Source organism: Methylobacterium sp. ME121, from assembly GCF_000974725.1.
Classification (GTDB): domain Bacteria; phylum Pseudomonadota; class Alphaproteobacteria; order Rhizobiales; family Beijerinckiaceae; genus Methylobacterium; species Methylobacterium radiotolerans.
This window is the reverse complement of sequence record NZ_BBUX01000053.1, coordinates 1-24,313: the sequence shown is the minus strand read 5'-3', so window position 1 is coordinate 24,313 and position 24,313 is coordinate 1. Positions and strand designations below refer to the sequence as shown.

General features: G+C 66.6%; 21 protein-coding genes and 1 pseudogene. 14 read left to right on the top strand and 8 right to left on the bottom strand.

The window, feature by feature from the left end; genetic code table 11:
- Positions 1-27 precede the first annotated feature (27 nt).
- Together ME121_RS24310 and ME121_RS24305 are read right to left on the bottom strand one after the other, a co-directional pair.
- Positions 28-456, bottom strand: coding sequence for a hypothetical protein (locus ME121_RS24310; RefSeq protein ID WP_053608552.1), 429 nt, complete (start codon positions 454-456; stop codon positions 28-30).
- 175 nt (positions 457-631) lie between these two features.
- Positions 632-1,450 (bottom strand): GntR family transcriptional regulator, encoded by an 819-nt coding sequence (locus ME121_RS24305; protein WP_053622403.1) that lies wholly within the window; start codon positions 1,448-1,450, stop codon positions 632-634.
- An 851-nt stretch (positions 1,451-2,301) separates the two neighbouring features.
- Between ME121_RS24305 and ME121_RS24300 the strand changes: the two genes are divergently transcribed.
- Positions 2,302-2,991, top strand: a complete 690-nt coding sequence (locus ME121_RS24300) for an AAA family ATPase (RefSeq protein ID WP_043388460.1) — start codon at positions 2,302-2,304, stop codon at positions 2,989-2,991.
- A complete protein-coding gene (locus ME121_RS24295; protein WP_051976340.1) occupies positions 2,991-3,359 on the top strand; it encodes a hypothetical protein in 369 nt (122 codons plus the stop codon). Before ME121_RS24300 ends, ME121_RS24295 begins: the two co-directional genes overlap by 1 nt.
- Positions 3,360-3,525: 166 nt before the next feature.
- Here the strand turns inward: ME121_RS24295 and ME121_RS24290 are convergent, their stop codons facing one another.
- Both ME121_RS24290 and ME121_RS34235 read right to left on the bottom strand, forming a co-directional pair.
- Positions 3,526-3,936 carry a TetR family transcriptional regulator C-terminal domain-containing protein gene (locus tag ME121_RS24290; protein WP_238247135.1) on the bottom strand — a complete coding sequence of 137 codons (411 nt, stop codon included), beginning with the start codon at positions 3,934-3,936 and terminating at the stop codon, positions 3,526-3,528.
- Complete coding sequence (locus tag ME121_RS34235; RefSeq protein ID WP_238247138.1) at positions 3,937-4,074, bottom strand: TetR/AcrR family transcriptional regulator; 138 nt, start codon at positions 4,072-4,074, stop codon at positions 3,937-3,939. It lies immediately after the preceding gene.
- Between the two features lie 112 nt (positions 4,075-4,186).
- Here ME121_RS34235 and ME121_RS34230 point away from each other — a divergent pair.
- Positions 4,187-4,357, top strand: a pseudogene (locus ME121_RS34230) (aldo/keto reductase); the annotation flags it as partial.
- 411 nt (positions 4,358-4,768) lie between these two features.
- Here the strand turns inward: ME121_RS34230 and ME121_RS24285 are convergent.
- Positions 4,769-5,095, bottom strand: a complete 327-nt coding sequence (locus ME121_RS24285; RefSeq protein ID WP_053622404.1) for a metal/formaldehyde-sensitive transcriptional repressor — start codon at positions 5,093-5,095, stop codon at positions 4,769-4,771.
- Positions 5,096-5,439: 344 nt separating this feature from the next.
- On the opposite strand from ME121_RS24285, the gene ME121_RS34225 reads away from it, so the two are divergent.
- The 7 genes from ME121_RS34225 (at position 5,440) to ME121_RS24250 (ending at position 13,266) form a co-directional block, all read left to right on the top strand.
- Complete coding sequence (locus tag ME121_RS34225) at positions 5,440-5,664, top strand: hypothetical protein (protein ID WP_043388285.1); 225 nt, start codon at positions 5,440-5,442, stop codon at positions 5,662-5,664.
- Between the two features lie 258 nt (positions 5,665-5,922).
- Positions 5,923-6,408 (top strand): phosphoribosyl-ATP diphosphatase, encoded by a 486-nt coding sequence (gene hisE, locus ME121_RS24280; RefSeq protein WP_051976331.1) that lies wholly within the window; start codon positions 5,923-5,925, stop codon positions 6,406-6,408.
- A 22-nt stretch (positions 6,409-6,430) separates the two neighbouring features.
- Positions 6,431-8,107, top strand: a complete 1,677-nt coding sequence (locus ME121_RS24275) for an NRAMP family divalent metal transporter (RefSeq protein WP_043388287.1) — start codon at positions 6,431-6,433, stop codon at positions 8,105-8,107.
- A gap of 258 nt (positions 8,108-8,365) precedes the next feature.
- Complete coding sequence (locus tag ME121_RS24265; protein WP_043388296.1) at positions 8,366-10,138, top strand: Na/Pi cotransporter family protein; 1,773 nt, start codon at positions 8,366-8,368, stop codon at positions 10,136-10,138.
- Positions 10,139-10,151: 13 nt separating this feature from the next.
- Entirely contained in the window at positions 10,152-10,601 is a 450-nt protein-coding gene (locus ME121_RS24260) for an SLOG family protein (RefSeq protein WP_081948878.1), read from the top strand.
- Between the two features lie 26 nt (positions 10,602-10,627).
- Positions 10,628-11,032: a hypothetical protein gene (locus tag ME121_RS24255; RefSeq protein ID WP_091995204.1), complete on the top strand. Its 405-nt coding sequence runs from the start codon at positions 10,628-10,630 to the stop codon at positions 11,030-11,032.
- Between the two features lie 98 nt (positions 11,033-11,130).
- Entirely contained in the window at positions 11,131-13,266 is a 2,136-nt protein-coding gene (locus ME121_RS24250; RefSeq protein ID WP_051976342.1) for a carbohydrate porin, read from the top strand.
- 110 nt (positions 13,267-13,376) lie between these two features.
- Here ME121_RS24250 and ME121_RS24245 read toward each other — a convergent pair whose 3' ends face one another.
- Together ME121_RS24245 and ME121_RS24240 are read right to left on the bottom strand one after the other, a co-directional pair.
- Positions 13,377-13,961 (bottom strand): response regulator transcription factor, encoded by a 585-nt coding sequence (locus ME121_RS24245; RefSeq protein ID WP_053608462.1) that lies wholly within the window; start codon positions 13,959-13,961, stop codon positions 13,377-13,379.
- Positions 13,958-15,058 carry a sensor histidine kinase gene (locus ME121_RS24240; RefSeq protein WP_078946964.1) on the bottom strand — a complete coding sequence of 367 codons (1,101 nt, stop codon included), beginning with the start codon at positions 15,056-15,058 and terminating at the stop codon, positions 13,958-13,960. Before ME121_RS24240 ends, ME121_RS24245 begins: the two co-directional genes overlap by 4 nt.
- A 534-nt stretch (positions 15,059-15,592) precedes the next feature.
- On the opposite strand from ME121_RS24240, the gene ME121_RS24235 reads away from it, so the two are divergent.
- The 4 genes from ME121_RS24235 (at position 15,593) to ME121_RS34220 (ending at position 22,849) form a co-directional block, all read left to right on the top strand.
- Complete coding sequence (locus ME121_RS24235) at positions 15,593-16,933, top strand: efflux RND transporter periplasmic adaptor subunit (RefSeq protein ID WP_053608461.1); 1,341 nt, start codon at positions 15,593-15,595, stop codon at positions 16,931-16,933.
- A 52-nt stretch (positions 16,934-16,985) separates the two neighbouring features.
- Complete coding sequence (locus ME121_RS24230) at positions 16,986-20,159, top strand: efflux RND transporter permease subunit (protein ID WP_053608460.1); 3,174 nt, start codon at positions 16,986-16,988, stop codon at positions 20,157-20,159.
- A gap of 174 nt (positions 20,160-20,333) precedes the next feature.
- Complete coding sequence (locus ME121_RS24225) at positions 20,334-21,860, top strand: efflux transporter outer membrane subunit (protein WP_053608464.1); 1,527 nt, start codon at positions 20,334-20,336, stop codon at positions 21,858-21,860.
- Entirely contained in the window at positions 21,857-22,849 is a 993-nt protein-coding gene (locus ME121_RS34220) for a hypothetical protein (protein WP_210254069.1), read from the top strand. The genes ME121_RS24225 and ME121_RS34220 overlap by 4 nt, the downstream gene beginning before the upstream one ends.
- Positions 22,850-23,917: 1,068 nt before the next feature.
- Here ME121_RS34220 and ME121_RS24210 read toward each other — a convergent pair.
- Positions 23,918-24,313: transglutaminase-like cysteine peptidase (locus ME121_RS24210; RefSeq protein ID WP_491892882.1), on the bottom strand; the 396-nt coding region annotated here is incomplete at its 5' end.

Below are 24,313 nucleotides of genomic sequence, written 5' to 3'. Positions count from 1 at the left end.
TGCCGCACTGATCCAGGCCGCCTGCGCTCAGGCGTAGGGTCCGCGGAACAGGTCGCCGAGCGCCTTGCGGCGAAACAGGGTCGTCCAGCGGCGTCGGCGGTGTTCGGGCCGATCGTGGATGATATGGCAGCGCTGGCAGAAGGCGGCGAGATTGGCATCGGCGTTGTTGGCGGTGTCGTGGTCGCGATGGGCCGCGGCCAGAACCACCCGGGTCCGGCGCACGGTCCTGAGGACGTCCACAGCACCGGGCTGGACGCGCACCCGCCGCCCGCGCCTGTCGCGCCAGGAGGCCGCGTCCGCATCCCACCATCGCCCGTCGCCGAGGTGGACTACCGTCCGCCCGTGCGGTCGCCCGCAGCCCTCGCAGCGTCCCTGAGCGCGCCCGAACCGGATTACGGCCGAGAGCTGGGGCCAGTCGATCGGGTAGAAGAAGCGGTGCTCGGGCCGGATCGGCATGGGGATCGGGATACGGGATCGAAGCGTGACCGTAGAGCGAGACGGGTCGTCCGCACAGGGGTCTGGGCGGGGATGGCATTCGGTCGGTGGGGGCCTGATGGGCTTGAGGCCGAAGAAGCCCTGCCCGTCTCCCGAGGAGAGGGCGGCGTTCGTTAGACCGCACGAGCTCAGACCCTCAGCGCATGGCTCGGCCCGTGCCACGACCCGCGCGGATTCGCGTGTGCCCGCTCCGGTCGAGGTCGACCGCTGCCCCCCGACAGCCCTTCGACGGTTCCGTTTTCCCCGATTCTGACAGGATGAGAACTCCAGTACTCGTGCGCTTCGCGGATTTGCACCCTCCCCCATCGCTCAGCGTGGCCCGGTGATCCTCAGCACCCGAGAGTTCTCTGCCCGGCTTGCGCGCCAGCCGCATCCACGCCTGCCACTCGGGCGAGACGATGCGCACGACGTTGGTGTCGTTCCTGAAGCCCGTCACCCGCCGCTCCTCGACGGTGACGAGCCCGAGTCTCTTGGCCTCGCGCAGGGCGTTGCGGACGGTAGTCTCGGCCACGCCCGCGATCGCCGCGAGCTGCCCCACGGCCAGTCGGCAATCGCCTCGTTTTGAGGTTTCCGTGGCCACCAGGGCCAGCACCGCCTGCTCGGCCAGGGTGAACTGGGCCGCTAACCCCGGCGGCAGCCTTCCCGAAGCCGCCCAGCGGCGGCGGCGCTCCAGCGAGGCCTCCGTGCGCGGGCGTGAGCCGACGGCCCTCCTGGGTGCTCCTGCGCCGTCCTGGAACGTGGGCGCGATTGCAGCCTCAGGGCTGGGTCGTAGACCCGCCGGTAGCCGACGAGCCGCGGGCGCGTCCGTGCGCGCCTCGATCAGCCCGGACAGGGTCTCGGCCTCGGTCTCCGTGACGTGCCCTTCGCCGTAAGCGCGCCAGAGCAGCGCCGTCACGGACGGAAGGGTGATTCGGTCAGCCGCCTCGATCGCGCAGCGGATTTTTTCGGCAAACACGTGTCTTGGCCCTTTTCCATAGGGCCACAGGGGGACGTTTGGCGGCGCAAGCTGTGCGCTCCGTTCAAGACAAGCCGATATCGTTGCCGGAACCGGGGTTCCGACTTGACGCCTGAGGGCGCTTTATGGCTTGTGAGGGATGCTGTTGTGCCTCACAGGCCATCTCGATTTCGAAGGCCTCACCCTTGCCGGGGTGGGGCCTTTGGCTTTTCAGGGTCCTACTGCGGCGATTGCTCTCCTGAATGGCTGGCTCACGACTCGCTTGGGCGAGCACGGCCATGACAGCCCATGTCGACCGGGCGGCACGGCTAAGTCAACGTTGCGGGTGGCTGATGACCTTTTTCCTGCCGTCCTGAACCACCCCATATTCCGGTAGGCACTTCTCCTTATTCGATGAACGTAGCGCGCGTGCCCCTCCGGCGAGGCGAGAGCACGCGGCCAGGCGGTGACCGCCGCGACGGTTTTGGCGGTGGCGCGCACCATCTCGGCCGAAAATTCGGCCCGGTTGAGCCGGGGAATAAGACTCGCTCGCTTTGTAGGACAAAACGGCCAAGGTTTAGTATTTAGTGGAAACCAATCAGCTGTCTGACAGCTGTCTGATACCCTCATACGAATACCGGGGAGGGCGCCTAGCGCCGTTCAGTCAGACATACGCCAGGATCCAGACAGCTTTCCGAAAGAGAATGGCTATCTGACAGCTTTCTGGTTATAAACAGGGTGTCGCCGGGTTAAGGTGGCTTTTACCGCAGAGCTGGAAGCTTCCCGGAACCGGATGGCTTTCCGACAGCTTCCCGGCACCTAACGGCTGCCCGGCAGCTTCCCGGTGCCTGACAGCTTCTAACGAGGTGTCTATGCCTGTCATCACGTTCTCATCGCCTAAGGGCGGTGCCGGCAAAACCACGGCTGCCTGCATCCTCGCCAGCATGCTGGCGGAGCAGGGAGCGACCGTAACCATCATCGACGCCGACCCCAATCAGTTCGTCCAAGAATGGGCGCAGCTGCCGGGCCTGCCCGCCACCCTTCAGGTCGTAGGCGGCGCGACGGAAGAGACGATCATGGACAAGATCGAGGAGGCGGCCAGCATGACCGCCTTCGTGATCGTGGATCTGGAGGGCTTGGCGAGCCTCATGGTCAGCCACGCAATCTCGATGTCCGACCTAGTTGTGATCCCCGTCCAAGGCTCGCAGTTCGACGCCTCGCAGGCTGCCCGTCAGATCGGGCTCATCAAGCGGACGGAGAAGCGCGGGGGGAGGGCCATTCCCTACACGGTGCTGATCACGCGCACGAATCCCGCGATCATGCCCCACACCCTCAAGCACATCTTGCAGAGCTTCGACGAGCGCGCGATCCCGGTCCTGAAAACCCGCTTGTGCGACCGTGAGGCCTACCGTGCCATGTTCTCCTATGGTGGCACGCTGCAGGGCCTAGCAGGGAAGGGGGTCGCCAACACGACCGTGGCGATCAACAACGCGGCCGAGTACGCCGCGGAGATTGTGCAGCGCCTGCGCGACAAGCGCGAGCAGGCCAAGGAGGTTGCGTGATGCCCGGCCAGCCCAAGCCTGAACGCACCGATCCGCTCGGCAAGCTCGACCTCGGTGGACTGGACGACTTCAAGCCCACGCCACGCGCTGCCCAGCAGCCGAAGCCGCCGGTCGAGGCAATTCGTGCCGTCTCCGAAGCGGAAGGTTTCCCCAGCCGCGAGTCCGCCCCACGCGAGAAGGCGAAGCCGGCATTGGCCAAGGTCGAACAGCGCCGCTACCGCACCGGCCGCAACAAACAGCTCAGCCTCAAGGTGACGGAAGAGACCGCCCAGCGCTTCACCCGCCTAGCCGACGAACACCGCTTGGTGCTTGGCGAGCTGCTGGAAAGAGCGCTTGAAGCCTACGAGGCCGCCCACAAAAGGAAATGACCTTCTCAAAAGCCTATCGGGCACCGAATAGGAAGCCAAAAGAAACCAGACAGCTGCCAGGAAGACCCACGGCGCCTCCCACACAGGGCACAATCAAGGTCTGGAAGGCCAAGCCAAGCTGGTTCGTCGTCATGCGCATAAGGGCAGCTTACGGAGCGTTGAGCTCTCAAGCGTGAGATCGTGGTGATGGCCAAACGAGCATGGCCAATTTCGCCACCTGCTGGAGCTTCGCGCGGCTCCCGCCGTCGCGCGCCAGGGTGGACAGTCCCTGGATCGCCGTTATGACGAAAGCTGCCAGCGCCGTCGGATCCGCCGTGCCCGGGACGTCTCCCGCGTCGATGCCGGCGGCGATCTTGTCGCGCAACGCGGCTTCGATCTCCCGACGGATCGCGGCCAATTCCTCTTTGACATCCTCAGCCTCGGCCGAGACCGCGATCGCCGAGCTGGCCAGCAGGCACCCCGCCGGCGTGTCCGTGCGGGTGAACGCCATCGCTGCGCCGTTAATCAGCGTGCGCGCGGCTGCCTCGGCGGTGGGTGCCTCCGCGATCACGTCAATGGGCGACTGCGGCTGCGCCAATTAGCGCCGGACCGCAGATCGGAACAGCCCCTTCTTGTCGCCGTAGGCGACGTAGATGCTCGGCGGTGTAACCCCCATCGCCCGCGTAAGCTCGGCAAGGGAGGTGGCCTCATAGCCGTAGCGCCAGAACAGCAGCATGGCCGGGAGCAGGGCAGCATCTGGGTCGAATGAAAGCGGGCGGCCGGTCTTGCGCCTGGATGTTGGGTCGATTGGTTTCATATCAAACAATACGAAAATTTAAGCAATGTAGCTGACCGACAACCGCACCTTGGGCCGCTCTGACCTCGCCGTGAGCCCCCTCGCGCTGAGCACGATGACCTTCGGCACTGCGCCTTGGGGCTCGAACGAGGCAGACAGCCGGGCGGTGTTCGACGCCTACGTGGACGCGGGTGGCAACTTCGTCGACACTGCCGATGTCTATGTGTGAAAGAGCCTCAAAGGCTGACCGCTCTCTCAGGTCACTTTAAGTCATTGCTCTTAAATTAAAATTTGTACCGAAGGTGGGGCACGATCGTGCCCCACCTTCGGTACAAATTTCTTAGCTTCCATAATGGATTACATCTGCTTTGCGCGGCTTCATCCTTCGACGCCTATCTACACCACAGTCAACTTCAGTTAGATGTCGACTTCCAAAACTCTTGGCGGGGAGCATCTGAACAGTGACGCCAACCTCGTAAGGAAGACCCCGGAGGAGCGCAACCGCGTCCTGACAACTCTCTTAATACATCTCGCTGAGGCAATGATACATGAAATTATTTAATTGATATTGAGTGTTTTTTGAACAACGATGCCTCTTGGAGTTATTATTCAAATTACAAAATACTTACGTCATTTAAGTCAAGTACGAATGAATGATCTCGATCAATTCCTCGCCGGCGTCCTCGCGCGTCTCCTCGGGCAAGTTGGCCTGCGGGATCAGATACTCACGGACATGTTCCTCCAGAACCTCGGCCATCAGACCATTGATCGCACCCCGTGCGGCGGTGATGCGCTGCAGAAGATCGGAGCAGCTCGACTCGCCCTGCAAGGCGCGCTCGATGGCGTCGACCTGACCGCGCAGGCGCCGCACCCGGTTCACCAACCCGCGCTTGTCCCGCAGTACGTGCGTGTCACTCCGAGCCTGTGATCCCGCGTCGACACTGTCATCCCGTCTCGCCATCGAATTCGTCCGACCTGCCAGTTTTAGAACTTTTCCAAAGAACCCGGCTTGACAGCCGTCAGCCTCGTCACCATACCCGGTCAGGTATCCGGCCGTGCGCCGGGTCCGATGTCAACGCCTCGGGACCGATGAACCCTCGATCTAGACCCTCATCCTCCATCGGTGAAGGCCGCGCACCGTCCGGTGCGGGCTCGCGCCGGCGGGGGATGGTCGACCCGCGCGGAGCGGAGCGCCATCATCTGACGGTCTGAGCCGGCAAGACCTCGTCTCGCCAGCTTCGTCAGCTGGCGCTCAAACCTCCTCTCGGGTCGCATCCGCAACCACCCGACGAACAGGAGGTGACCATGGCTTTCGTCCACGCCCTCGCGCCCGCGCTGCCCTACGCGCTGCGGTCCGGGCTCTTCCCTCAGCGGCGCAGCGGCGCCAGCCCGGCCGCTCCCACATCGACGCGTCCCGTCACCGGTGACACGTTGGCACCGGCCAAGTGGGCGGGCGATCACGTCGTCGCCGTCTGGCGACGCGACGAAGCGGATCGTCTCGTCTGCGCCTGGCAACTCGCACCCCGCTGATCCGACAAGCCGCCGATACCCGCTGAGGTATCGGCGGCTCCGCGCTGTGAAAGCACCATGACAGGCCGATCTTCATCCACTGTGGAGCCTCCCAGTCGCGCGCGCGACCGACGGATCTCCCACACCCGCCCCGGCTCGGATCGCGAGCACGGCGTCATCTGGCGCGACAACCTCTCCTCGCGAGCGGCCTGAACCGCACCGGAATGCCTTGCCCGAGCCCAGCCGGTCGCACGCGACCCAAGCTCGGAGTCATCATGCATGGTTTCTCTCGTCCGCGATCCCCTGCCGCCGCGTCGCGGCGTGCCGTCCTTTGCGGCGGCGGATGACGATGCCGACCCGGGAGGCCGGCTTGCTCCGTCCTGTCCCGGCGCGCCCGAGGGTGTCCGCGCGACAGGGCCCGATGAGATCGCCAGGCTCTACGCCGCGCTCGATCTGGTCTCCCCGCAGACCAATCCGCGCACGGCGCGACTGCTCGCGGCCGGCGCCAAGCGCATGGCGCAGAAGCTGATCGAGGAGGCGGGCGAGGTCGCACTCGAGGCGTCGCGCCAGCACGCTCGCGCCACCGTGCGCGAGAGCGCCGATCTGCTCTACCACCTCGTCGTGCTCTGGCGCGAGTGCGGCATCGCCCCGGACGAGATCTGGGCCGAGATGTACCGGCGTGCCGAGCGCTTCGGCATCGCCGAGAAGCTGCCCAAGGGCAGCTCTGAAGCGGGCGGCGTTCGCGCCGCCGACGATTTCACCTGATCCTCGGCGTCGGACGACACCTATGACCGCTCACACCTCGGCGCTCGACGCGTCCAGCCTTCCCGCCACGGCCGTCTTGGACGAGGCCCATCGCGGCGACATTCGCGGCGCGCTCGGCACCATCGCCGAGGGCGATCACGCACCCCGGATCGGCTGGGGGGCGCGCCTCAAGACGCTCCTGGCGATCCTCGGTCCCGGGCTCATCGTCATGGTCGGCGACAACGATGCCGGCGCCTTCGGCACCTACACCCAGGCCGGCCAGAACTACGGCACGGCGCTGCTGTGGACGCTGGCGCTGCTGATCCCGGTCCTGTTCGTAAACCAGGAGATGGTGCTGCGCCTCGGCGCGGTCACGGGCGTCGGGCACGCCCGCCTCATCCTAGAGCGGTTCGGCGGGTTCTGGGGCGCGTTCAGCGTCATCGACCTGTTCCTCCTCAACGCCCTGACGCTCGTCACCGAGTTCATCGGCATCAGCCTCGGCCTCGATTATCTCGGTGTGCCAAAGCTCTGGGGCGTGCTCGCAGCTGCAATCCTCGTGATCGCGGCCGCGAGCACCGGCGACTTCCGCCGCTTCGAACGCTTCGCGCTGGCGCTCGTCGCCGGCAGCCTCCTGCTCGTGCCCGTGGTGCTGATCGTGCACCCGCCGGTAGGCCAGATCGCCCGGGACTTCCTCGTGCCGCGGCTCCCCGCGGGCGCCAAGCTCTCGGAGGTGATGCTGCTGATCATCGCCATCGTCGGCACCACGGTGGCGCCCTGGCAGCTGTTCTTCCAGCAGAGCTACGTCATCGACAAGCGGATCACGCCGCGCTTCATGCGCTACGAGAAGGTCGATCTCTGCCTCGGCATCGTGCTCGTCATCGTCGGCGCGGTAGCGATGATGGCCTTCTGCGCCGCGACCTTCGCCGGAAGGCCCGAGTTCGGCAATTTCGGTGACGCGGGCGGGGTCGCAGCCGGGCTGGAGCGGTATGTCGGCCCGGTGCCGGCGGTGCTGTTCGCGCTCGCGCTCATCGACGCCAGCATCATCGGTGCGGCCGCCGTGTCGCTGGCTACCGCCTACGCCATCGGCGACGTCCTCGCCCTGCGGCACTCGCTGCATCGCAAACCCGGCGAGGCCAAGGGCTTCTTCCTGGTCTACTCCGGACTGATTGCACTGGCCGCAGGGTTGGTGCTGACGCCCGGCACGCCGCTCGGCCTGCTCACCAACGCCGTGCAGACGCTGGCCGGCGTGCTCCTGCCCAGCGCCAGCGTGTTCCTGCTCCTGCTGTGCAACGACAGGGCCGTGCTCGGGCCGTGGGTGAACGGGCGCGCGATGAACCTGTTCACCGGCGCGGTGATCTCCGTGCTTGTGATGCTCTCGCTGATCCTGACCGCGTCCGTCCTGTTCCCGGACGCCACGAACGAGACCGTCATCGTCGGCGTGCTCGTCGGCGGCAGCCTCGTCGCGCTGGTCACCGCGGGCGCGCTCGCGCTCCTGCGTCGGCGCACGTGCGCCGACGGGTTGGCCGTCGATCCCGCGGCCGGCGACCGGGCAACCTTGCCGCGCGAGCGCTGGCGGATGCCGCCGCTGGATCAGCTCCCGCTCGCCAAGCTGTCGCTGCCGGCGCGCGTGTGGATGGTGGTGCTGCGCGCCTACCTCGTCGTCGCTGGCGGCCTCGTCCTGATGCGCATCGTCGGCCTCGCCCTCGGCGGCGAGGGCTAGACCGGTGCGGCGGCGCTTCATCCCGGCCGCCGTCCGAGCCGGCCTGCTCCGGTGGCTCAGGTCGGACCTGGCCGCGCTCCACCTCGGCCTGCACGACCCGGCTGTGTGGCGGCGCGCGGCGATCCTCGCGTGCCTGCGCGATCGCCGGCCGGATCTGCTGACGGCCGACTCGCAGGGTTCGGCTGCCCTCGCGGACCGGATCCTGAGTGACGCCCTGGGCGACTTCACTGCGGCCTCGAGCCGATGCGGACGGGCGCCATGACCGGCACGCTCACCCTCTTGCACATTGCGGGCGCCGTCGCGCTGCTCCTGTGGGGCACGCACATGGTCACGACCGGCCTCGCCCGCGGCTTCGGGCCGGAGCTGCGCGACCTGATCGGGCGCGGGCTCAAGGGCCGAGCACGCGCCTGTTTCGCGGGTCTGCTCGTCACGGCGGTGCTCCAGAGCAGCACCGCCACCGCGCTCATGGCGACCGCCTTCGCCGCGAGCGGCACCCTCGACCTCTCGGCCGGCCTCGCCCTCATGCTCGGCGCCAACGTCGGTACGGCGTTGATCGTGCAGGTGCTGTCCTTCGACGTGGCCGCGGCCGCCCCCATCCTGATCCTGTTCGGGTTCCTGTTGTTCCGCGCGCGCGCGGATCGGTCCAAACCGCGCAATCTCGGCCGGGCACTGATCGGCCTCGGCTTGATGCTGACGGCGCTCGCGTTGCTCGGACAGTGCCTCACCGCCGTCGAGGCCACGCCGATCCTACGCAGCCTCGTGGGGGCGCTTGCGGCCGAGCCGGTCCTGGCCGTCCTGGCGGCGGCGATGCTCGCCTGGGCGGCTCATTCCAGCGTGGCGGCGATCCTGTTCATCGTCTCGCTCGGGGGTGCAGGCGTGATCACCCTTGAGGGTGCCCTCGCCCTCGTGCTCGGCGCCAACCTCGGCGCGGCACTGCCGCCCTATCTTGAAGCAGCCGGTGCGCCGGCAGCGCGCCGGCTTCCCCTGGGCAACCTGCTCGTGCGAGCGGCCGGCTGCGCCGCCGCGCTGCCGCTCCTCGACCCGATCACCGCAGGTCTCGCCGAGTTCGGCGTCGCTGACCCCGCGCGCGGAGCCATGGCGTTCCACCTCGCGCTCAACCTCGCGCTCGCCATCCTCGTCCTACCCTGGACGGCCGCGCTTGGCCGCCTCACCACGCGTCTCTTGCCCGCGCCGATCATGCCTGAGAGCGCACGGCAAGACGCGCCGATCGCGGAACTCCCGCACCACCTCGACCTCACCGCCCTGGCGACCCCGAGCCTGGCCCTCGCCAACGCCGCCCTTGAAGCCCTGCACATGGCGGATCTGGCCGGCGCAGCCCTGCGCGATGCCCTTCAGGCGTTCCGCACCGGAGATCGGACCTTGGCCGGTGCAGCCGGGCGGCGGGACGCGGCCATCGACCGGATCGGGCTCGCGATCCGGCGTTACCTGGCCGACCTCGGCGGCGAGGAGGTCGGCACCGTCTCGGCGGATGCGCAGGCGCGAGCCCAGGAGATCCTGACCTTCGTGCTCAACCTCGAGCACGTCGGTGACATCATAGCCCATAACCTGGTCGCGTTCGCCAGCCGGCGGCTGAAACGGACCGGCGAGCCGTTCTCCGTCGAGGAACTCGCCGACATCGAACGGCTCCACGCCGAGGCGCTCACCAGCCTGCAGCTCGCGCTCGCTGCGTTCCTACGCGACGACCTCGACGCCGCGCGGTCGGTGGCCCGGCGCAAGGGTCTCCTGCGCGCGCTGGAGCGCGCGGCCATCGACCGGCACGTCGCGCGCCTGCGCGATGCGCCGCACGACGCCGATCCGGCCGCGATGGCGGAGGCGAATGCGCTGTTCCTGCGGACGCTGCGCGATCTGCGCCGGGTGCACTCGCACGTCGCCGCGCTGTGCGCGCCCCTGCTCGAACGGCGGCACGAGGCGGTGCTCGGCGGCGAGGACGAGACCATCTCGGCCGGCGGTCCGGGCGGCGACGGCGAGGATCCGGTTCAGGAGGCGTCGAGCCTCCGGCCGGCAGCTTGAGCGGGAGACGACCATGCGGCTTGTCATTGGGGGCAGCGGTCATCTGGAATACCGGGATCTCGTGAGCTTCGAGTTGGCGAAGCTGCACCGCCGCTGCCGAGTCATGGTCCTGATCCACGGCGGTCTGGGCGGCGTCTGCGCGGCGGCCGAGGACTGGGCGCGGCGGGCCGGTGTGCACGTGGTGCGCTACCCGCCGAACTGGGTTCGCTACGGTAAGACGGCGGAGGCGGTGCGCAACCGATTCATGCTGAAGGACGCCCGACCCGATCTAGTGGCGGCCTTCCCCGGCGGCCCGCACACGCTGGATCTCGTGCGATGCGCCCTTCGGGCACGGCTCGCCGTCTACGAGGTGCCCGAGCGCGACGTGCCGGCCCAGACGATCCTCGACCGTGCGGACGGGCCGCCGGGTCGAGATCGCTCGAACGGGCTTCGAAGCCAGCGCGCTATCGTGCTGCACATCTGAACATCGACCGACACAGGGAGATCATCGTGGTTCGGCATCCCAACCTCGCGAGGCTGCTCTCAGGCCTCGGTCGATCGGCGTTCGGGCTGACGATGCGGGCCTACCGCGCCGGCCTGATCGGGCGGCGCGGCGCCCTGATCGGGACGCAGGTCGCGCATCAGCTGAGCCGAATGGGCTTGCAGGTCGCGCTCGACCACCGGCCGCTCGCGCGGCCACCCCGCGCAGGGCCGGGGACGGAGCGAGGCTCGACCGCGGGGCCAGCCGAGCTTCCGGTGCTGGTGCATATCCTCGAACACGCACTGCACGTCCTCTCGATCCTGCCGCGGATCATGCGCTCACGCCGTTTCGGGACGGCTCTGCTGATCCGCCTCGCCGTTGCCGGTCTGGGCGACGTGGGTTTTGCCATGCTCCGTCATGAACATATCGCGTGATCCAAGCTCCCGAATGGATCCGAGATCTCATCAAACATTCGTTTTATCGTAGATGCACAAAAAGATGAAATTCATACAGTAAAAATTGAGGCTATGCCATGAGATATCTGCAAATTCAGATCTTATCGCCGATCGAGAAGCTTTTATCGCTTCTGGGTGGCGCCGTCGCGATCCTATGCTTGGACCAAGCGCGGGCCGCCGAATGGAGAGGTTCATCGTCGGATCGCCCGACCGTCGCAGACTGGTCCGGCGGGTATCTGGGCGTCGAGGGCAGCGCCGGAGACGCCTACGGCAGCTTCAACTTCGACGCGGGCTCGGTCGAGCGTCGCTCCGTGCCGGCGTTTCGAAGCGGGGATAGCACTGGCCGCAGCGATCAGGGACGCAATGCCACGACGGTGCTGGGCGGTGTCGTCAGCGGCTACAACTGGCAGACCGGTCCGTACGTCTACGGCCTGGAGGCGGACCTCTACGGCGCAAACCTGAAGCGGCCCGTGTCGTCGACCGTGCCGGGGTTCGGCTTCGAGAACGGCGACGCCTCCTTCAGTCTCATCCGCGCTCAGGCAGATCTGTTCGGCGCTGCCCGCGCCCGTATCGGCTACGCGTTCGAACGCAACCTCGTCTACGCCACCTTCGGCCTCGCGGGCGCCGAGACACGCTTCCGCTCCACGTTTCCCGACCTGGATACCGGCTTCGCCGGGATCGCAAGGCGTGACCACTCCTATCTCGGCTTCACACTCGGGGCCGGCGTGCAGTTCGCAATCGCTGAGAACCTCGCCCTGGGCATCGACTATCGCTATGCCGATTACGGCAGGAGCGCTCGCTTCGGTCTCGGCAGCGTTGCGGGTCCGGACGGCGGGGCGTTCTCGACCCAGGCCTCGTTCACCTCAAACCAAGTGATGGCGCGGCTCCTCTGGGTTCCCGGAGGACTGCGCCTGCCCCCCGAACCCGACGAGCTCGCCCCCCACGATCCGGACAACGGCGACACCGGCCGCTTCTCGCTGCACGGCCAGACGACGTTCATCGACCAGGGGGTGACGGGCTTCCATTCGCCTTACCGCGGCGACAACAGCCTCGTGCCGCATCAGGCGCGCGGCACGCTCACCGCCACCGCCTTCCTCGGGTTCAAGCTGACCGACAACACCGAGCTGTATTACAATCCTGAGTTCGACCAAGGCTTCGGTCTGAGCCGCACGCTCGGCGTGGCCGGCTTTCCCAACGGCGAGGCGCAGAAGGCCGGCTCGTCCTCTCCGAAGCTGCGCTCGCAGCGCTACTTCGTGCGTCAGACCTTCGGGCTCGGCGGCGAGACCGAGACCGTGCCGGACGGGCCGAACCAAGTCGCGATCACACGGGATATCGAGCGGATCACCGTCGCGGCGGGCAAATTCGCGCTGGGCGACTTCTTCGACGGCAACATTTATGCCCACGATCCGCGCGTCGACTTCATGAACTGGTCGCTCTGGGAGTCGGCGGCCTACGATTTCCCGGCCAACCTGCCCGGCTACACCCAGGGCATCGTGGTCGAGTACAACCGTCGCGAGTTCGCGCTGCGCGCAGCCTATACCCAGGTCCCCAAGCTCCCGAGTACGGATCCGCTCGATCCGCGCTTCCCGCGCCGGGGCGGGGCCGTGGTCGAGTTCGAGGAACGCCACGTGCTCCCGATCCTCGACCAGCCGGGAAGGCTGAGGATCGGCGCGTTCTCGCACGAGGGACGTACCGCCAACTACCGGCAGGTGGTCGCGCTCGCGGACTCGATCGACATCCCCGACGTCAACACGGCCGTGAACCTCAGCCGGAGAACCCGCAACAAACGGGGCGCCTACATCAATCTCGAACAGGCGCTCACGCCGGAGATCGGCCTGTTCGCCCGGGTCAGCGCCGCCGATGGCCGCAATGAGAACCTCTCCTTCACCGATGTCGATCGGAGCGCCTCCGGTGGGTTCTCGTTCAAGGGCTCCCTGTGGGAGCGACCGAGCGACACGATTGGCATCGGCGCGATGATCAACGGCCTGTCGCGCGCGCATCGGGACTACTTTGCCGCAGGCGGCCTCGGCCTCGTGATCGGTGACGGGCAGTTGCGTTACGGGCCAGAGCGCGGCATCGAGACCTACTATGCGCTGGGTTTGACAAACACGGTGACAGTGTCGTTCGACTATCAGTTCATCGACAATCCTGGTTACAATAAGGATCGCGGCCCAGCCAATTTTTTCAGTAGTCGTCTACACATCGATTTTTAGTTTCTATTTTTGAAATTCACAACCAGTCCAGATGTATATGCCTCACATACTCTGAATCATTATTTCTATCATGTATATCTCGATCTAACCGATCCGTGGGATCCGCGCGTTCAGGCAGACATCAGCCCGAGGCGTACGCAAGTAATCGCGGCCTGCGTGCGCGTCGTCACGTTCAGCTTGCGCATCACGCGGTCTACGTGGAAGTTCACCGTCCGCTCGCTGATACCGAGGAGGGCGGCGATGGCGACAGAGGATTTGCCTTCCACCACCCGGGCGAGGACCTCCCGTTCGCGTTCGGTCAGCGTCGGGCGCTCGGTGTCCCCCACGGCCGGCGCTGTCCGCTGCAGGACGTTGTGCAGGACGGCCAGCAGCAGCTCGAAGTCGATGGGCTTGGCGACGAAGTCGTCGCAGCCCAGCTGGCGCGCCTCGATCTGGTTCTCCCGGCCGGCGAAAGCCGTCAGCAGCACGAACGGGGTCCGCGAGCCGGTCTTGCGCAATGCGCGCAGCAGTTCGAGCCCGCTCAGGCCCGGAAGGTCGATGTCGCAGAGGATCGCGTCGTGCGCCTCGCCCAACCGCGCCAAACCTTGCATGCCGGTGATCGCAAGATCGACACGGAAGCCCGCCTCTGCGAGCACCTCGTTGGTGAGTTCGGCGATGTCGGGATCGTCCTCGATGCACAGGATGCGCCGCGTCACGGCTTCGCTCCGGGCAGATGCAGGTGTACCGTCGTGCCCCGGTCGACCTGGCTCTCGATGCGAACCTGGCCGCCATGCGCCTCGACGAAATGGCGCACGAGATGCAGGCCGATGCCGAGGCCAGGAACACCGCCGCTGTTGGCGGCGCGATAGTAAGGCTCGAAGACCCGATCGAGTTCCTCCAGGGCGATCCCGACGCCGTGGTCGGCCACCGTGATCTCGCTTCCGTCGAGTAGGGCCGAGCGGCCGGCGTGGATGCTGATCGCGCAAGGCTGCGGCGAGTACTTGATCGCGTTCGAAACGAGGTTCGACACCGCCTGATGGATCAGGACGCGGTCGCCGTGCAGGGTTGGCTCGGCCACGCACACGGCGATGTGAACATGCGCGGCCTCATATTCGGCCACGAGCGCCTCGAGGAAAGGGACTGCCTCGATCGCCTCGCGGTTCAGCAAGATCTCTCCACGGCCGACTTCGGCAGCGAGGCGGACGCGCTCGACCAGACCCTTGAGGCGCGTCGCGGCGTGTCGGATCTTCTCGCTGCGAGCGATGATGTCCATCGGCTCGATCGTCTGCGCCAGCTTGCCGAGGCGATAGCCTTGACCGTCGATCGCAGTCAGCGCCGTCGCGATCTCGTGAGTCAGGATCTGCACGAACCGCCGTCCGGTCTCGGCCACCAGCCGTTCTTCGGTCAGACGTGCGTCGACCAGGGCGTGGTTGCGCCGTCGTTGCTCGACCAGGAAGGCGACGAGCCACTGCGCGGCGACCGCGATCACGCGGTTGACGACGAAGCTGAGGACGATCCCGCCCTCCGGCGGTCGAATGAACGAGCCGACCAACGAGGCGGCGGTGGCGAGGGCGGCGAGACGGAACGTGCTGCCGGGACCCATGTAGACGCCGAGGAGGATCGGCAGCGTGTAGGCGAAGCAGATCGAGACGTTGTCGGCGGGCTCGAAGAGATCAGCCGTGAACACGCCGACCACGAGGAGGAGCGCGAGGGCGAGCCTCGGCTTGAGACTAAGCATCGGCAACGTGGTAATTTGGAAGAGCGCTCGTCGCGCCGCGCGACTCGGCTCGATGAGCAGAGGGCGCGCGCGCATGAGACCGACAGGGCTAGCGGCGCGCTTGGGTAACGCTCGGGTTCCCGTATGGTGCGCGCTCGCCAACGCTTTACCCTCCTTACCGACGTAACCCAACACCGATTGAAAGCTCGGGACGGATCGCCGCTACCAATCTTTCACAGAACCTGAGCTGCGACATTCTCGCCGGAACTTAGGGTAGTAGAGCGAGGATCGCGCCGACCTGCAACCTGTCAAACCTGACAGTTAGACGACCCGCGCACGCCGCCCACCGCTTGTAAAAATCATCATACACTTGCCACGGTCCGATATAAAAACCCTAACACTAGGTTGCTAAGCTCAACTTCCGAGGGTGTGCGCCTGTCAGAACTGACAGTTGCCGAAGGAGGAGCAACGCTCTACCGCGAAGCTGCGCCTGTGTGAGCCGGCCGCTCGGGCGTCGGTGCCCGCGACAAGCCAGCGCGATACACGCTGATGCTTCCTGTTCGCAATGTTTAGTTCTGTATGCATCGAGCTGCAAAAGTATGCGCGGCAGTCGTTTAGAAAGGTCGCGGCATGGATGTGCGTAATCAGCTCCGGCCTGATCTTCTCGATGCTGAAGCCGGGACACCGCTGAGGCCATTCGGCTCGCCGACGCTGAAGATCGCCGCCGCGTCTATGCTTCTGATCGGCACCGTCGCGGCGGTTGCCATCTGGCCCGACGCCGCACGCGACGTCGCTGGCAGGACGGCAGCACTCGTCACCGGCCTGTCCGGCCGCCGCGCGGACAGAGCCGATGCTTCCGAACCGGCGACGACAATCGCGGTCGAGCGCAGCTTTCGGCCGACGCCGATGCAGCTCGCGTCGTTCGGGATCACGAGCGTTCAGGCGACCGAGTTCCGACCGCAAGGACTGGCCGAAGGGCGCATCGCGCTCAACGATGACGACAACGTGCCGGTCTACTCTCCCTATGCTGGGCGTGTCACCAAGATCACCGCCAAGGCAGGTGACGACGTGAGGGCGGGCCAGCCCCTGTTCACCGTCGAGGTGACCGACATGGTCCAGGCGCAGAACGATTTCCAGAGCGCGATCAACGCCCTCAACAAAGCCCAGGAGCAGCTCAAGCTCAACCAGATCATCGCCGCGCGCCAGCAGGTGCTATTCCAGGCCAAAGCCGCCGCGCTCAAGGATTATCAGAGCGCCGAGAACGACGTCATCTCGGCCCAGAGCGACAAACAGACCGCGGAGGCGGCCCTGGAGGCGGTCAAGAACCGCCTGCGGATCCTGGGCAAGACCGACGCGGAGATCGCCGCGTTCCAGAAGAACAGCAGCATGAGTCCGGAGACGGTGATCCGAGCGCCGATCGCCGGGACAGTCGTGCAGCGCAAGGTCGGCCTCGGCCAGTACCTCGGCACCGGCAGCGATCCGGTCTTCACCATCGGCGATCTCGCGACCGTGTGGCTGATCGCCAACGTGCGCGAGAGCGACATCCCCCGCATCCGGCTCGGTCAGCCGGCCGTGGCGACCGTCAACGGCTTCGGCGACCGCACCTTCCGCGCGCGTGTCACCTACATGGCCGCGAGCCTCGATCCGGCGACGCGCCGGCTCGCGGTCCGGTGCGAGGTCGAGAACCCCGATCAAGAACTCAAGCCTGAGATGTTCGCGCGGTTCGCGATCATCACCGGCGACGCCGTGAGCGGCCCGGCGGTCCCAGAGAGCGCGGTCGTTCAGGAGGGGGACCGCGCGCATGTCTGGGTGCTGCGCCCGGACGGCGCGGTCGAGGCCCGCGAGATCAAGCTCGGGCTGCGTGACGGTGATCTTCTGCAGGTCACCGAGGGCTTGCAGACCGGCGAACGGATCGTCTCGCGCGGCGCCCTCTTCATCGATCGGGCCGCGAGCGGAGAGAAGGCTTCATGATCACCGATCGACGAGCTTCGGCTTGCACCGCAACCGACCGCGGGAAGTTGTCATGACCGGCGTCATCACCTTCGTCCTGCGCCAGCGCGTCCTCGTCCTCCTGCTGTTTCTCGCGACGCTGGTAGTCGGCGCGGCCAGCTATGCCCAACTGAACATCGAGGCTTATCCCGACCCCGTGCCGCCGCTCGTGGACGTGATTACCCAGAACCCCGGCCAATCGGCCGAGGAGATCGAGCGCTACATCACCATCCCGCTGGAGGTGCAGCTCGCCGGCATCCCGAATGCCACCGTCGTGCGGACGATCTCGCTGTTTGGCCTCTCCGACGTGAAGGTCCAGTTCAACTACAATTTCACCTATGAGGAGGCCGAGCAGCGGGTCCTCAACCGCTTGTCGCAGCTCAGCCCCCTGCCGAACGGCGCCCAGCCCTCAATCTCGCCGGTGAGCCCGATCGGCGAGATCATGCGCTATCAGCTGGTCGGACCGAAGGGGTTCTCGCCCACCGACCTCAAGACGCTCCAGGACTGGATCCTGCAGCGGCGGTTCAAGGCGATCCCCGGGGTCATCGACGTCACCGGCTTCGGCGGCAAGACCAAGGAATATGAGATCGCCGTCGACCTCGCCCGGCTTCAAGGGCAGGGCCTGACCTTGGTGCAACTCGTCACGTCCCTGAACAACTCCAGCATCAACGTCGGCGGTCAGACGCTGAACATCGGCGAGCAAGCGGCCGTGGTGCGCGGCATCGGTTTGATCCGCGATCCGGACGACATCCGCAACACCATGCTCACGCAGGTGAACGGAACGCCCGTGCTCGTGCGCGACGTCGCCGAGGTGCGGGTCTCGAACGCACCCCGGCTCGGCATCGTCGGCCACGACGATCAGGACGACATCGTGCTCGGCATCGTGCTGCTGCGCCGCGGCAGCCCGAGCCTGCCGACGATCCAGCGCGTGGAAGCCGAGATCGAGAAGATCAACGCGAGCGGCATTCTCCCGCCCGACGTGCGCATCGTGCCGCTCTACGACCGGTCGGGGCTGATCGGCAAAACCACGCACACGGTGATGCACAACCTCGTCTTCGGCGTGGCGCTCGTGTTCGTGGTTCAGTGGCTGTTCCTGGGCTCGCTGCGAAGCGCCATCATCGTGGCGGCGACGATCCCGTTCGCCCTCGCCTTCGCGGTGGCGATCTTGGTGATCCGCGGCGAGTCGGCCAACCTGCTGTCGCTCGGTGCCATCGACTTCGGCCTGATCGTCGATGCGACCGTGATCATGGTCGAGAACGTCTTCCGACACTTGTCGGAGCATCCCGGCGGTCCGATCACGCACGCCGATGACGCTGGCGATGAGGGGTCGGCCCTGACGGGCAAGCTCGGCACCATCAGTTTCGCCGCGTCCGAGGTGAACCGGGCGATTTTCTTCTCGGCGACGATCATCATCGTCGGCTTCCTGCCACTGTTCACGCTGAGCGGCGTTGAAGGGCACATCTTCGGGCCGATGGCCAAGACCTACGCGTACGCGCTGATCGGCGGCCTGCTCGCGACCTTCACGGTCTCGCCGGCCCTGTCGGCCCTGATCCTGCCGAACGAGATGGAGGAGCGCGACACGCTCATCGTGCGCCTCCTGCACTTCGGGCACACGCGCTTCCTGCGCTTCGCCTTGGGCAACAAGATCCTGACGCTCGGCGCCATGCTCGTCGTCCTGCTCGTCGCCGGCACGATGGTCCGCTCGCTCGGCCTGGAGTTCCTGCCCAAGCTCGAGGAGGGCAATCTCTGGATCCGCGGGACGATGCCACCCTCGATCTCGCTCGAGGCCGCGAACACCTACGTCAACCGGATACGCGCCGTGCTCAAGGCGTATCCGGAGGTGGAGACCACGATCACGCAGCATGGCCGGCCCGACGACGGCACGGACGCGACCGGCTTCTTCAACGTCGAGATCTTCGCACCGCTGACCGACGAGGAGACTTGGCCATCGGGGCTGACCAAGGAGCGGCTCGTCGAGGATATGTCAAAGACGCTGGAGGAGCACTTCCCCGGCGTCGAGTTCAACTTCTCCCAGTACATCCAGGACAATGTCGAGGAAGCGGCTTCCGGCGTGAAGGGCGAGAACTCCGTCAAGGTGTACGGCAACGATCTCAGCGCGATCTCGCAGGCGGCCGAGCAGATCAAGGCGGCCCTGGCCGAGGTGAAGGGCATCACCGACTTGGCGATCTTCACCTCACTGGGTCAGCCGACGGTCCGCATCACCGTCGATCGCGAGAAGGCGGCCCGGTACGGGCTGGCGCCCGGGGATGTGAACACCACGGTTCAGGCCGCGATCGGCGGTCAGACCGCGGGTGACGTGTACGAGTATGGCTCGGATCGGCACTTCGCGATGCGCGTGCGCCTGGCCTCGGCGTACCGCCGCGACCTCGCCACGATCCGCAACATCACGGTGGGCGCCCAGAATCCGAGCGGCGGCGTGATTCCCGTGCCGCTTTCTGAGATCGCCACGGTCGAGCTCGTCTCGGGCGCCTCGTTCATCTATCGCGAGGGTCAGCAGCGCTACATCCCGGTCAAGTTCTCGGTGCGGGGACGCGACCTCGGCGGCGCCGTGATCGAGGCGCAGAACCGGGTCGCCCAGCAGGTCCAGTTGCCGCCGGGCTCTCACCTCGAATGGGTCGGCGAGTTCGGGAACCTGCAGGACGCGATCGCCCGACTGAAGGTCGTCGTCCCGATCACGCTCGCGCTGATCGCCCTGCTCCTTTACATCAACTTCTCATCGGCCACCGACATGCTGCTGACGCTGTCGGTGATCCCGATGGCGATGATCGGCGGCATCTTCGCCCTCGTGCTGACGGGGACGCCGTTCTCGGTCTCGGCGGCGATCGGCTTCATCGCGCTGTTCGGCATCTCGACCATGGAGGGCGTGATCCTGCTCGCCTACTACAACCAGCTCGTCGAAGACGGCTGGCAGCGCCGCAACGCGGTGTTCCAGGCCGCGACGGTGCGGATGCGCCCGGTGATGATGACCTGCGTCGCGGCCTGCGTCGGCCTGCTGCCGGCCGCCTTGTCGACCGGCATCGGCTCGCAGGTCCAGAAGCCGCTGGCGCTGGTTGTGGTTGGCGGCATCCTCCTGGCGCCGGCCCTGATCCTGGTCGTTATGCCGATCCTGATCTCGCTGTTCTCGCGGCGGCGACCGGCCAGGAGCACGCAGGTTCGACCCAAAGTACAGGCCGTGTCCGCCCCTTAAACGTCCCGCAATCGCCATAGAGAACGGTCAAGCTCAGATGCTTGCCGTCGCTCGACGGACCACGCCTGCAGAAGTGCCTCGATGCGTCCCGATCTCGATCATCATGCCGCGCGATATCCGGTGCGGGACGGGATGTTCGTCCGCGTGTCGGAAGGATGGGTAATCCCGCTGACGATGGCCCTCGGTCGTCTCTCTCGGTATGGCGGCGTCATACTGCTGGCTTGGAGCGTCGCCGCCTGCGCGGTGGGGCCGAACTTCATGCCGCCGGAGGATCCGCCGGTCAGCCGCTACACCAGGGAGCCGCTGAAGAACCCGTCGGCCGCCGACAAGATTCGCACCCGGCAAGGCGGCTCGGCCGACCAGAGCTTCGCCTCGGGCGCCGACATCCCCGGCCAGTGGTGGACGCTGTTCCATTCCAAGGCACTCAACCGCCTCGTCGAGCAGGCGCTGGCCAACAACCCGACGCTGGAGGCCGCGCAGGCCTCCCTGCGGGTAGCGCAGCAGAACGCGCTCGCCCAGAAGGGCACGCTCTATCCGAGCCTGACCGCGACGCCTCAGGCCGAAGGCATCCAGGCCCCGGGCCTCGACCTGCAATCGCCGCTGCAGAACCAGACCCAGTACCTCTACAGCCTGTTTACCCCGCAGGCGGTGGTCTCGTACAATCCAGACGTGTTCGGCGGGAACCGGCGGCAGATCGAGTCGCTGGAGGCCGCCACCGAGAACCAGCGCTTTCAGCTGGAGGCGGCCTATCTAAGTCTGACCGCCAACGTCGTCGCCGCCGCCATCCAGGAGGCATCCCTGCGCGCGCAGATCGATGCGACGCAGAAAGTGATCCAGGCGCAGATCGAGGTGCTGCAGCTGTACAACAAGCAGCTGTCGCTCGGGCAGATCGCCGGGGCCGACGTGGTGCAGCAGCAGGCGGCGCTCGCCCTGTCGCAGCAGCTGCTGCCACCGCTGGAGAAGGCGCTCGCGCAGCAGCGCAACCTGCTCACCGCACTCGCCGGGCGTCTGCCCTCCGACGAGGTCCCGGAGACCTTCCGTCTCTCGGCATTGAGGCTGCCGACCCGGCTTCCGGTGAGCCTGCCCTCGCGGCTCGTGCAGCAGCGCCCCGACGTCAAGGCGGCGGAAGCCATGGTGCAGCAGGCGAGCGCCAGCGTCGGCGTCGCGGTCGCCAACCGCCTGCCCCAGTTCACGCTGACGGCCACGGGCGGATCGAGCGCGACGCAAATAACCCAGATTACCAACCCGGCCGCCTCGTTCTTCACGATCGTCGGCCAGGCGACGGCACCGATCTTCGATGCCGGCACCCTGTTCCGACGCCAGCGGGCCGCCGAGGAAGGCTTGACCCAGGCGCAGGCGCAGTACCGCGCCACGGTGATCACCGCCTTCCAGAACGTCGCCGACGCGCTGCGAGCGCTGCAGGCCGACGCCAGGGCGGTGGCCGCCGCCGACGCAGCGGTCAATGCGACGAACCAGAGCCTGGAGCTGGTCCGCAAGCAGTTCACGGCCGGCTCGGTGACCTCGACGCAAGTGCTGATCGCCCAGCAGGGTTACCTGTCGGCGCTGGTCACCGCGGCGGGTGCTCGCGCGACCCAGTACGCCGACACCGCGGCGCTGTTCGTGGCGCTGGGCGGCGGCTGGTGGAACCGCGCCGACGTGGCGCCGCCGCCCCCGGAGAAGGATCCGCTGAAGTTCCTGTGATCCAGCATCTCTCCGTAACCCGAGGCGATGGCAGTGTTGGTTCGTCGAACCCGTCCGCTGTTCTCGGAACGACCCGATCCAGTGAATACAAGGGCACAGAGCACATGCGGCATCGACGACCTCGCATCGATCGGATCGGTCCCTCCCATGATGGCGAGGGACTACTGTACGACCAGTCCGGCAGGCTCTCTGAAGCGCTGGATCAGGTCGGTCTCGCCTGCCGGGACTTTACGCCCACCTCCGCCGACGATCATCGGCGAGCCGCGAGGGTTGCGAGAATGGTCTGCGCGACGGCACTCGGCCTTCTCGTTGGAATGGCCGGCCTCAAGACCGCGTCGGCCGCCGACCTGATCGTCTCAGAGCCCGTCGGTCGGTTCCTGGCGACCTGCGAGACTCTCGCGCGGTCCTGCTACGCCGACGCCTGCGGTCGAGATCAGATCGATGCGGCTTCGGGCTGCCGAGGCCAGTGCCCAAGCTCGGTCGTGATCAGCGTCGTGCCCGCTGCCTGTCCGCTAACCGATCCGCGCGCGAGCATCGACGCCGCCGCGCGATCATCGTTCGTCCACGATGAACCTCGCCTATCCTCCGCGCGAGGTGCGGTCGAACTGGTGCTGAGCCGGCGCACGGAAGCGCTGACGACGGTGGCTCAGACCCTGCGCTACGCCGAGCGCGCGAGCAACGGAGCCTTCGCGGTCGAGCGGGTGCACGCCGAGCACCGGCTCGGTGAGCCGTATACCCGGGTTCACATCTGCTACCGCCTCGGCGACCGATCGACGGCGCCGATCTGCAACATCGATTATCTCGTGACTCGCGATCCGCCGCACGTCGAGCCGGCCGACCGGTTCGACGGCATCGGTCGCGACCTCGAGCAGGGTCCCCAGGCCTTCCTACGGGCCCTCGCCCGCGAAGCGGAGCACCAACAGCAGCCGGCCCCGCTGCAGGCGTTGCGTCGGGTCCTCGAGCCGCTCAATCCCTACGACTGGCGCTGACGGCAAACCCATCGCGCTCGCCGCCTCCGGTCCGGTGTGGGGTTCGAACGGCTTCGGACGTCGCGCGACGCCGGCGCTTTACCGACCTGTACCAGATGTCGAACCGGTACCGGGCGTGACCGACTTGCCCCCCTGCGAGATGTTGGAGTTGCCGGTGCTGCCCGCAGGCAGCCCAGAACTCGTGCTTGAGGTACCCGGTGATGTCGCCCCGTTGACGGCGCCCGTGCCACTGACGCCGCTGGAGCCCGTACCACCGGTTCCAGAAGCAGAGCCGCCGGCACTGCCGCCCGCCCCAGCTCCGCCCGCGCCACCGCCGGCTCCGCCACCCGCGGCGGCTACACCGGCTACCATGCCGATGACCATCAAGGCCGCGATCAGCGGCGTGCGGATATCGACTCTCATTTTGCCTCCGGTCATGGCGTGGACGGCGCGTTCGAGACGCGCTGCAATCGAGCCAACCGGACCGGGGATGGCGCTGTTCCGAGATCGGGGATTCTCACGATGTCGGTAGCCGCATCCCATATCTCATCGAAGCCTTTGTCAGCGCCGTGACGGCCACCGCCAGCATGCCGATGCCGAAAGCGAGGCGTGCGACGACACGATGGGGCGCACGATCGCGGCAAACGCTGCGCACGGTGCAGGATCGTACGATCAGAAGCCGGGCCACGCACCGGGGATCGTCTCGCCATAACCCCAACCTGTGAACGGCGGAGCGGATACCCGCTGCTTGGTCACAGGCGGGAGGTAGCTGGACAGCGGCCTGTGCACCTCCCAGTCCATCCAACCTCGCGCACGATCGGCGGCGGCCCTGCGTCTGAGCGTGAGGTCCATGTCACTTGCGCGTGAAGCCCTGTGATCATGGTGAGCCTTGACGCCGCGCACACGTGCCTCGGCAGACACGTCTGTCAGAAACATGACGAGCGGGAGGACCATCACCGAAATTAGCCGCATCGGAGTTCCCTGCGCATGATATGAGGGGTAATCATCGCAGCACGGGCACGAACGGCATCGAGCCGACGGTCGCCTCATCCTCGCCGAGGCTGTGCCCGGTCGAGCGACTATCCCCTCTCAACGGTTCGCCGTGGTGACGGGCGAGGTGACCCCGCCCAGCGACACCCAGGCGATGGCGTCCTGGCTCTCGCGCTTGACGAAGACATAGCCGGTCCGGTGCCAGGGTAAGATGTCGTTGGTCTTGTTGTCCAGGACGAGGTCGCCGCGATCGGTCAGCAGGGTGAGTACGGCGTGACCCTCGCCGTTGGCGTCCACGACCACGGTCATCCGCATCGCCCGGCGCGGCAGACCCGCCTCGGCGAGCAGATGGCGCTTCAGGAGCTGATAGTCCTCGCAGTCGCCGAAGCCGTCCTCGGCCAGGTTCCATTGATCGGCTACGTGCCAGTGGTCCATGTCGGTCATCGGCTGCACCGCCTTATTCACCCGGCGGTTGATCGAAACGATGGTCGACCA

Bases quoted from the DNA above. Each gene is read 5' to 3' on its own strand.
- ME121_RS24275 (WP_043388287.1), top strand. From the start codon at position 6,431: ATGACCGCTCACACCTCGGCGCTCGACGCGTCCAGCCTTCCCGCCACG.
- ME121_RS24230 (WP_053608460.1), top strand. From the start codon at position 16,986: ATGACCGGCGTCATCACCTTCGTCCTGCGCCAGCGCGTCCTCGTCCTC.
- ME121_RS24260 (WP_081948878.1), top strand. From the start codon at position 10,152: ATGCGGCTTGTCATTGGGGGCAGCGGTCATCTGGAATACCGGGATCTC.
- ME121_RS24235 (WP_053608461.1), top strand. From the start codon at position 15,593: ATGGATGTGCGTAATCAGCTCCGGCCTGATCTTCTCGATGCTGAAGCC.
- ME121_RS34225 (WP_043388285.1), top strand. From the start codon at position 5,440: ATGGCTTTCGTCCACGCCCTCGCGCCCGCGCTGCCCTACGCGCTGCGG.
- hisE (WP_051976331.1), top strand. From the start codon at position 5,923: ATGGTTTCTCTCGTCCGCGATCCCCTGCCGCCGCGTCGCGGCGTGCCG.
- ME121_RS34235 (WP_238247138.1), bottom strand. From the start codon at position 4,074: ATGCTGCTGTTCTGGCGCTACGGCTATGAGGCCACCTCCCTTGCCGAG.
- ME121_RS24295 (WP_051976340.1), top strand. From the start codon at position 2,991: ATGCCCGGCCAGCCCAAGCCTGAACGCACCGATCCGCTCGGCAAGCTC.
- ME121_RS24300 (WP_043388460.1), top strand. From the start codon at position 2,302: ATGCCTGTCATCACGTTCTCATCGCCTAAGGGCGGTGCCGGCAAAACC.
- ME121_RS24285 (WP_053622404.1), bottom strand. From the start codon at position 5,095: ATGGCGAGACGGGATGACAGTGTCGACGCGGGATCACAGGCTCGGAGT.
- ME121_RS24250 (WP_051976342.1), top strand. From the start codon at position 11,131: ATGAGATATCTGCAAATTCAGATCTTATCGCCGATCGAGAAGCTTTTA.
- ME121_RS24240 (WP_078946964.1), bottom strand. From the start codon at position 15,058: ATGCGCGCGCGCCCTCTGCTCATCGAGCCGAGTCGCGCGGCGCGACGA.
- ME121_RS24265 (WP_043388296.1), top strand. From the start codon at position 8,366: ATGACCGGCACGCTCACCCTCTTGCACATTGCGGGCGCCGTCGCGCTG.
- ME121_RS24310 (WP_053608552.1), bottom strand. From the start codon at position 456: ATGCCGATCCGGCCCGAGCACCGCTTCTTCTACCCGATCGACTGGCCC.
- ME121_RS24225 (WP_053608464.1), top strand. From the start codon at position 20,334: ATGGCCCTCGGTCGTCTCTCTCGGTATGGCGGCGTCATACTGCTGGCT.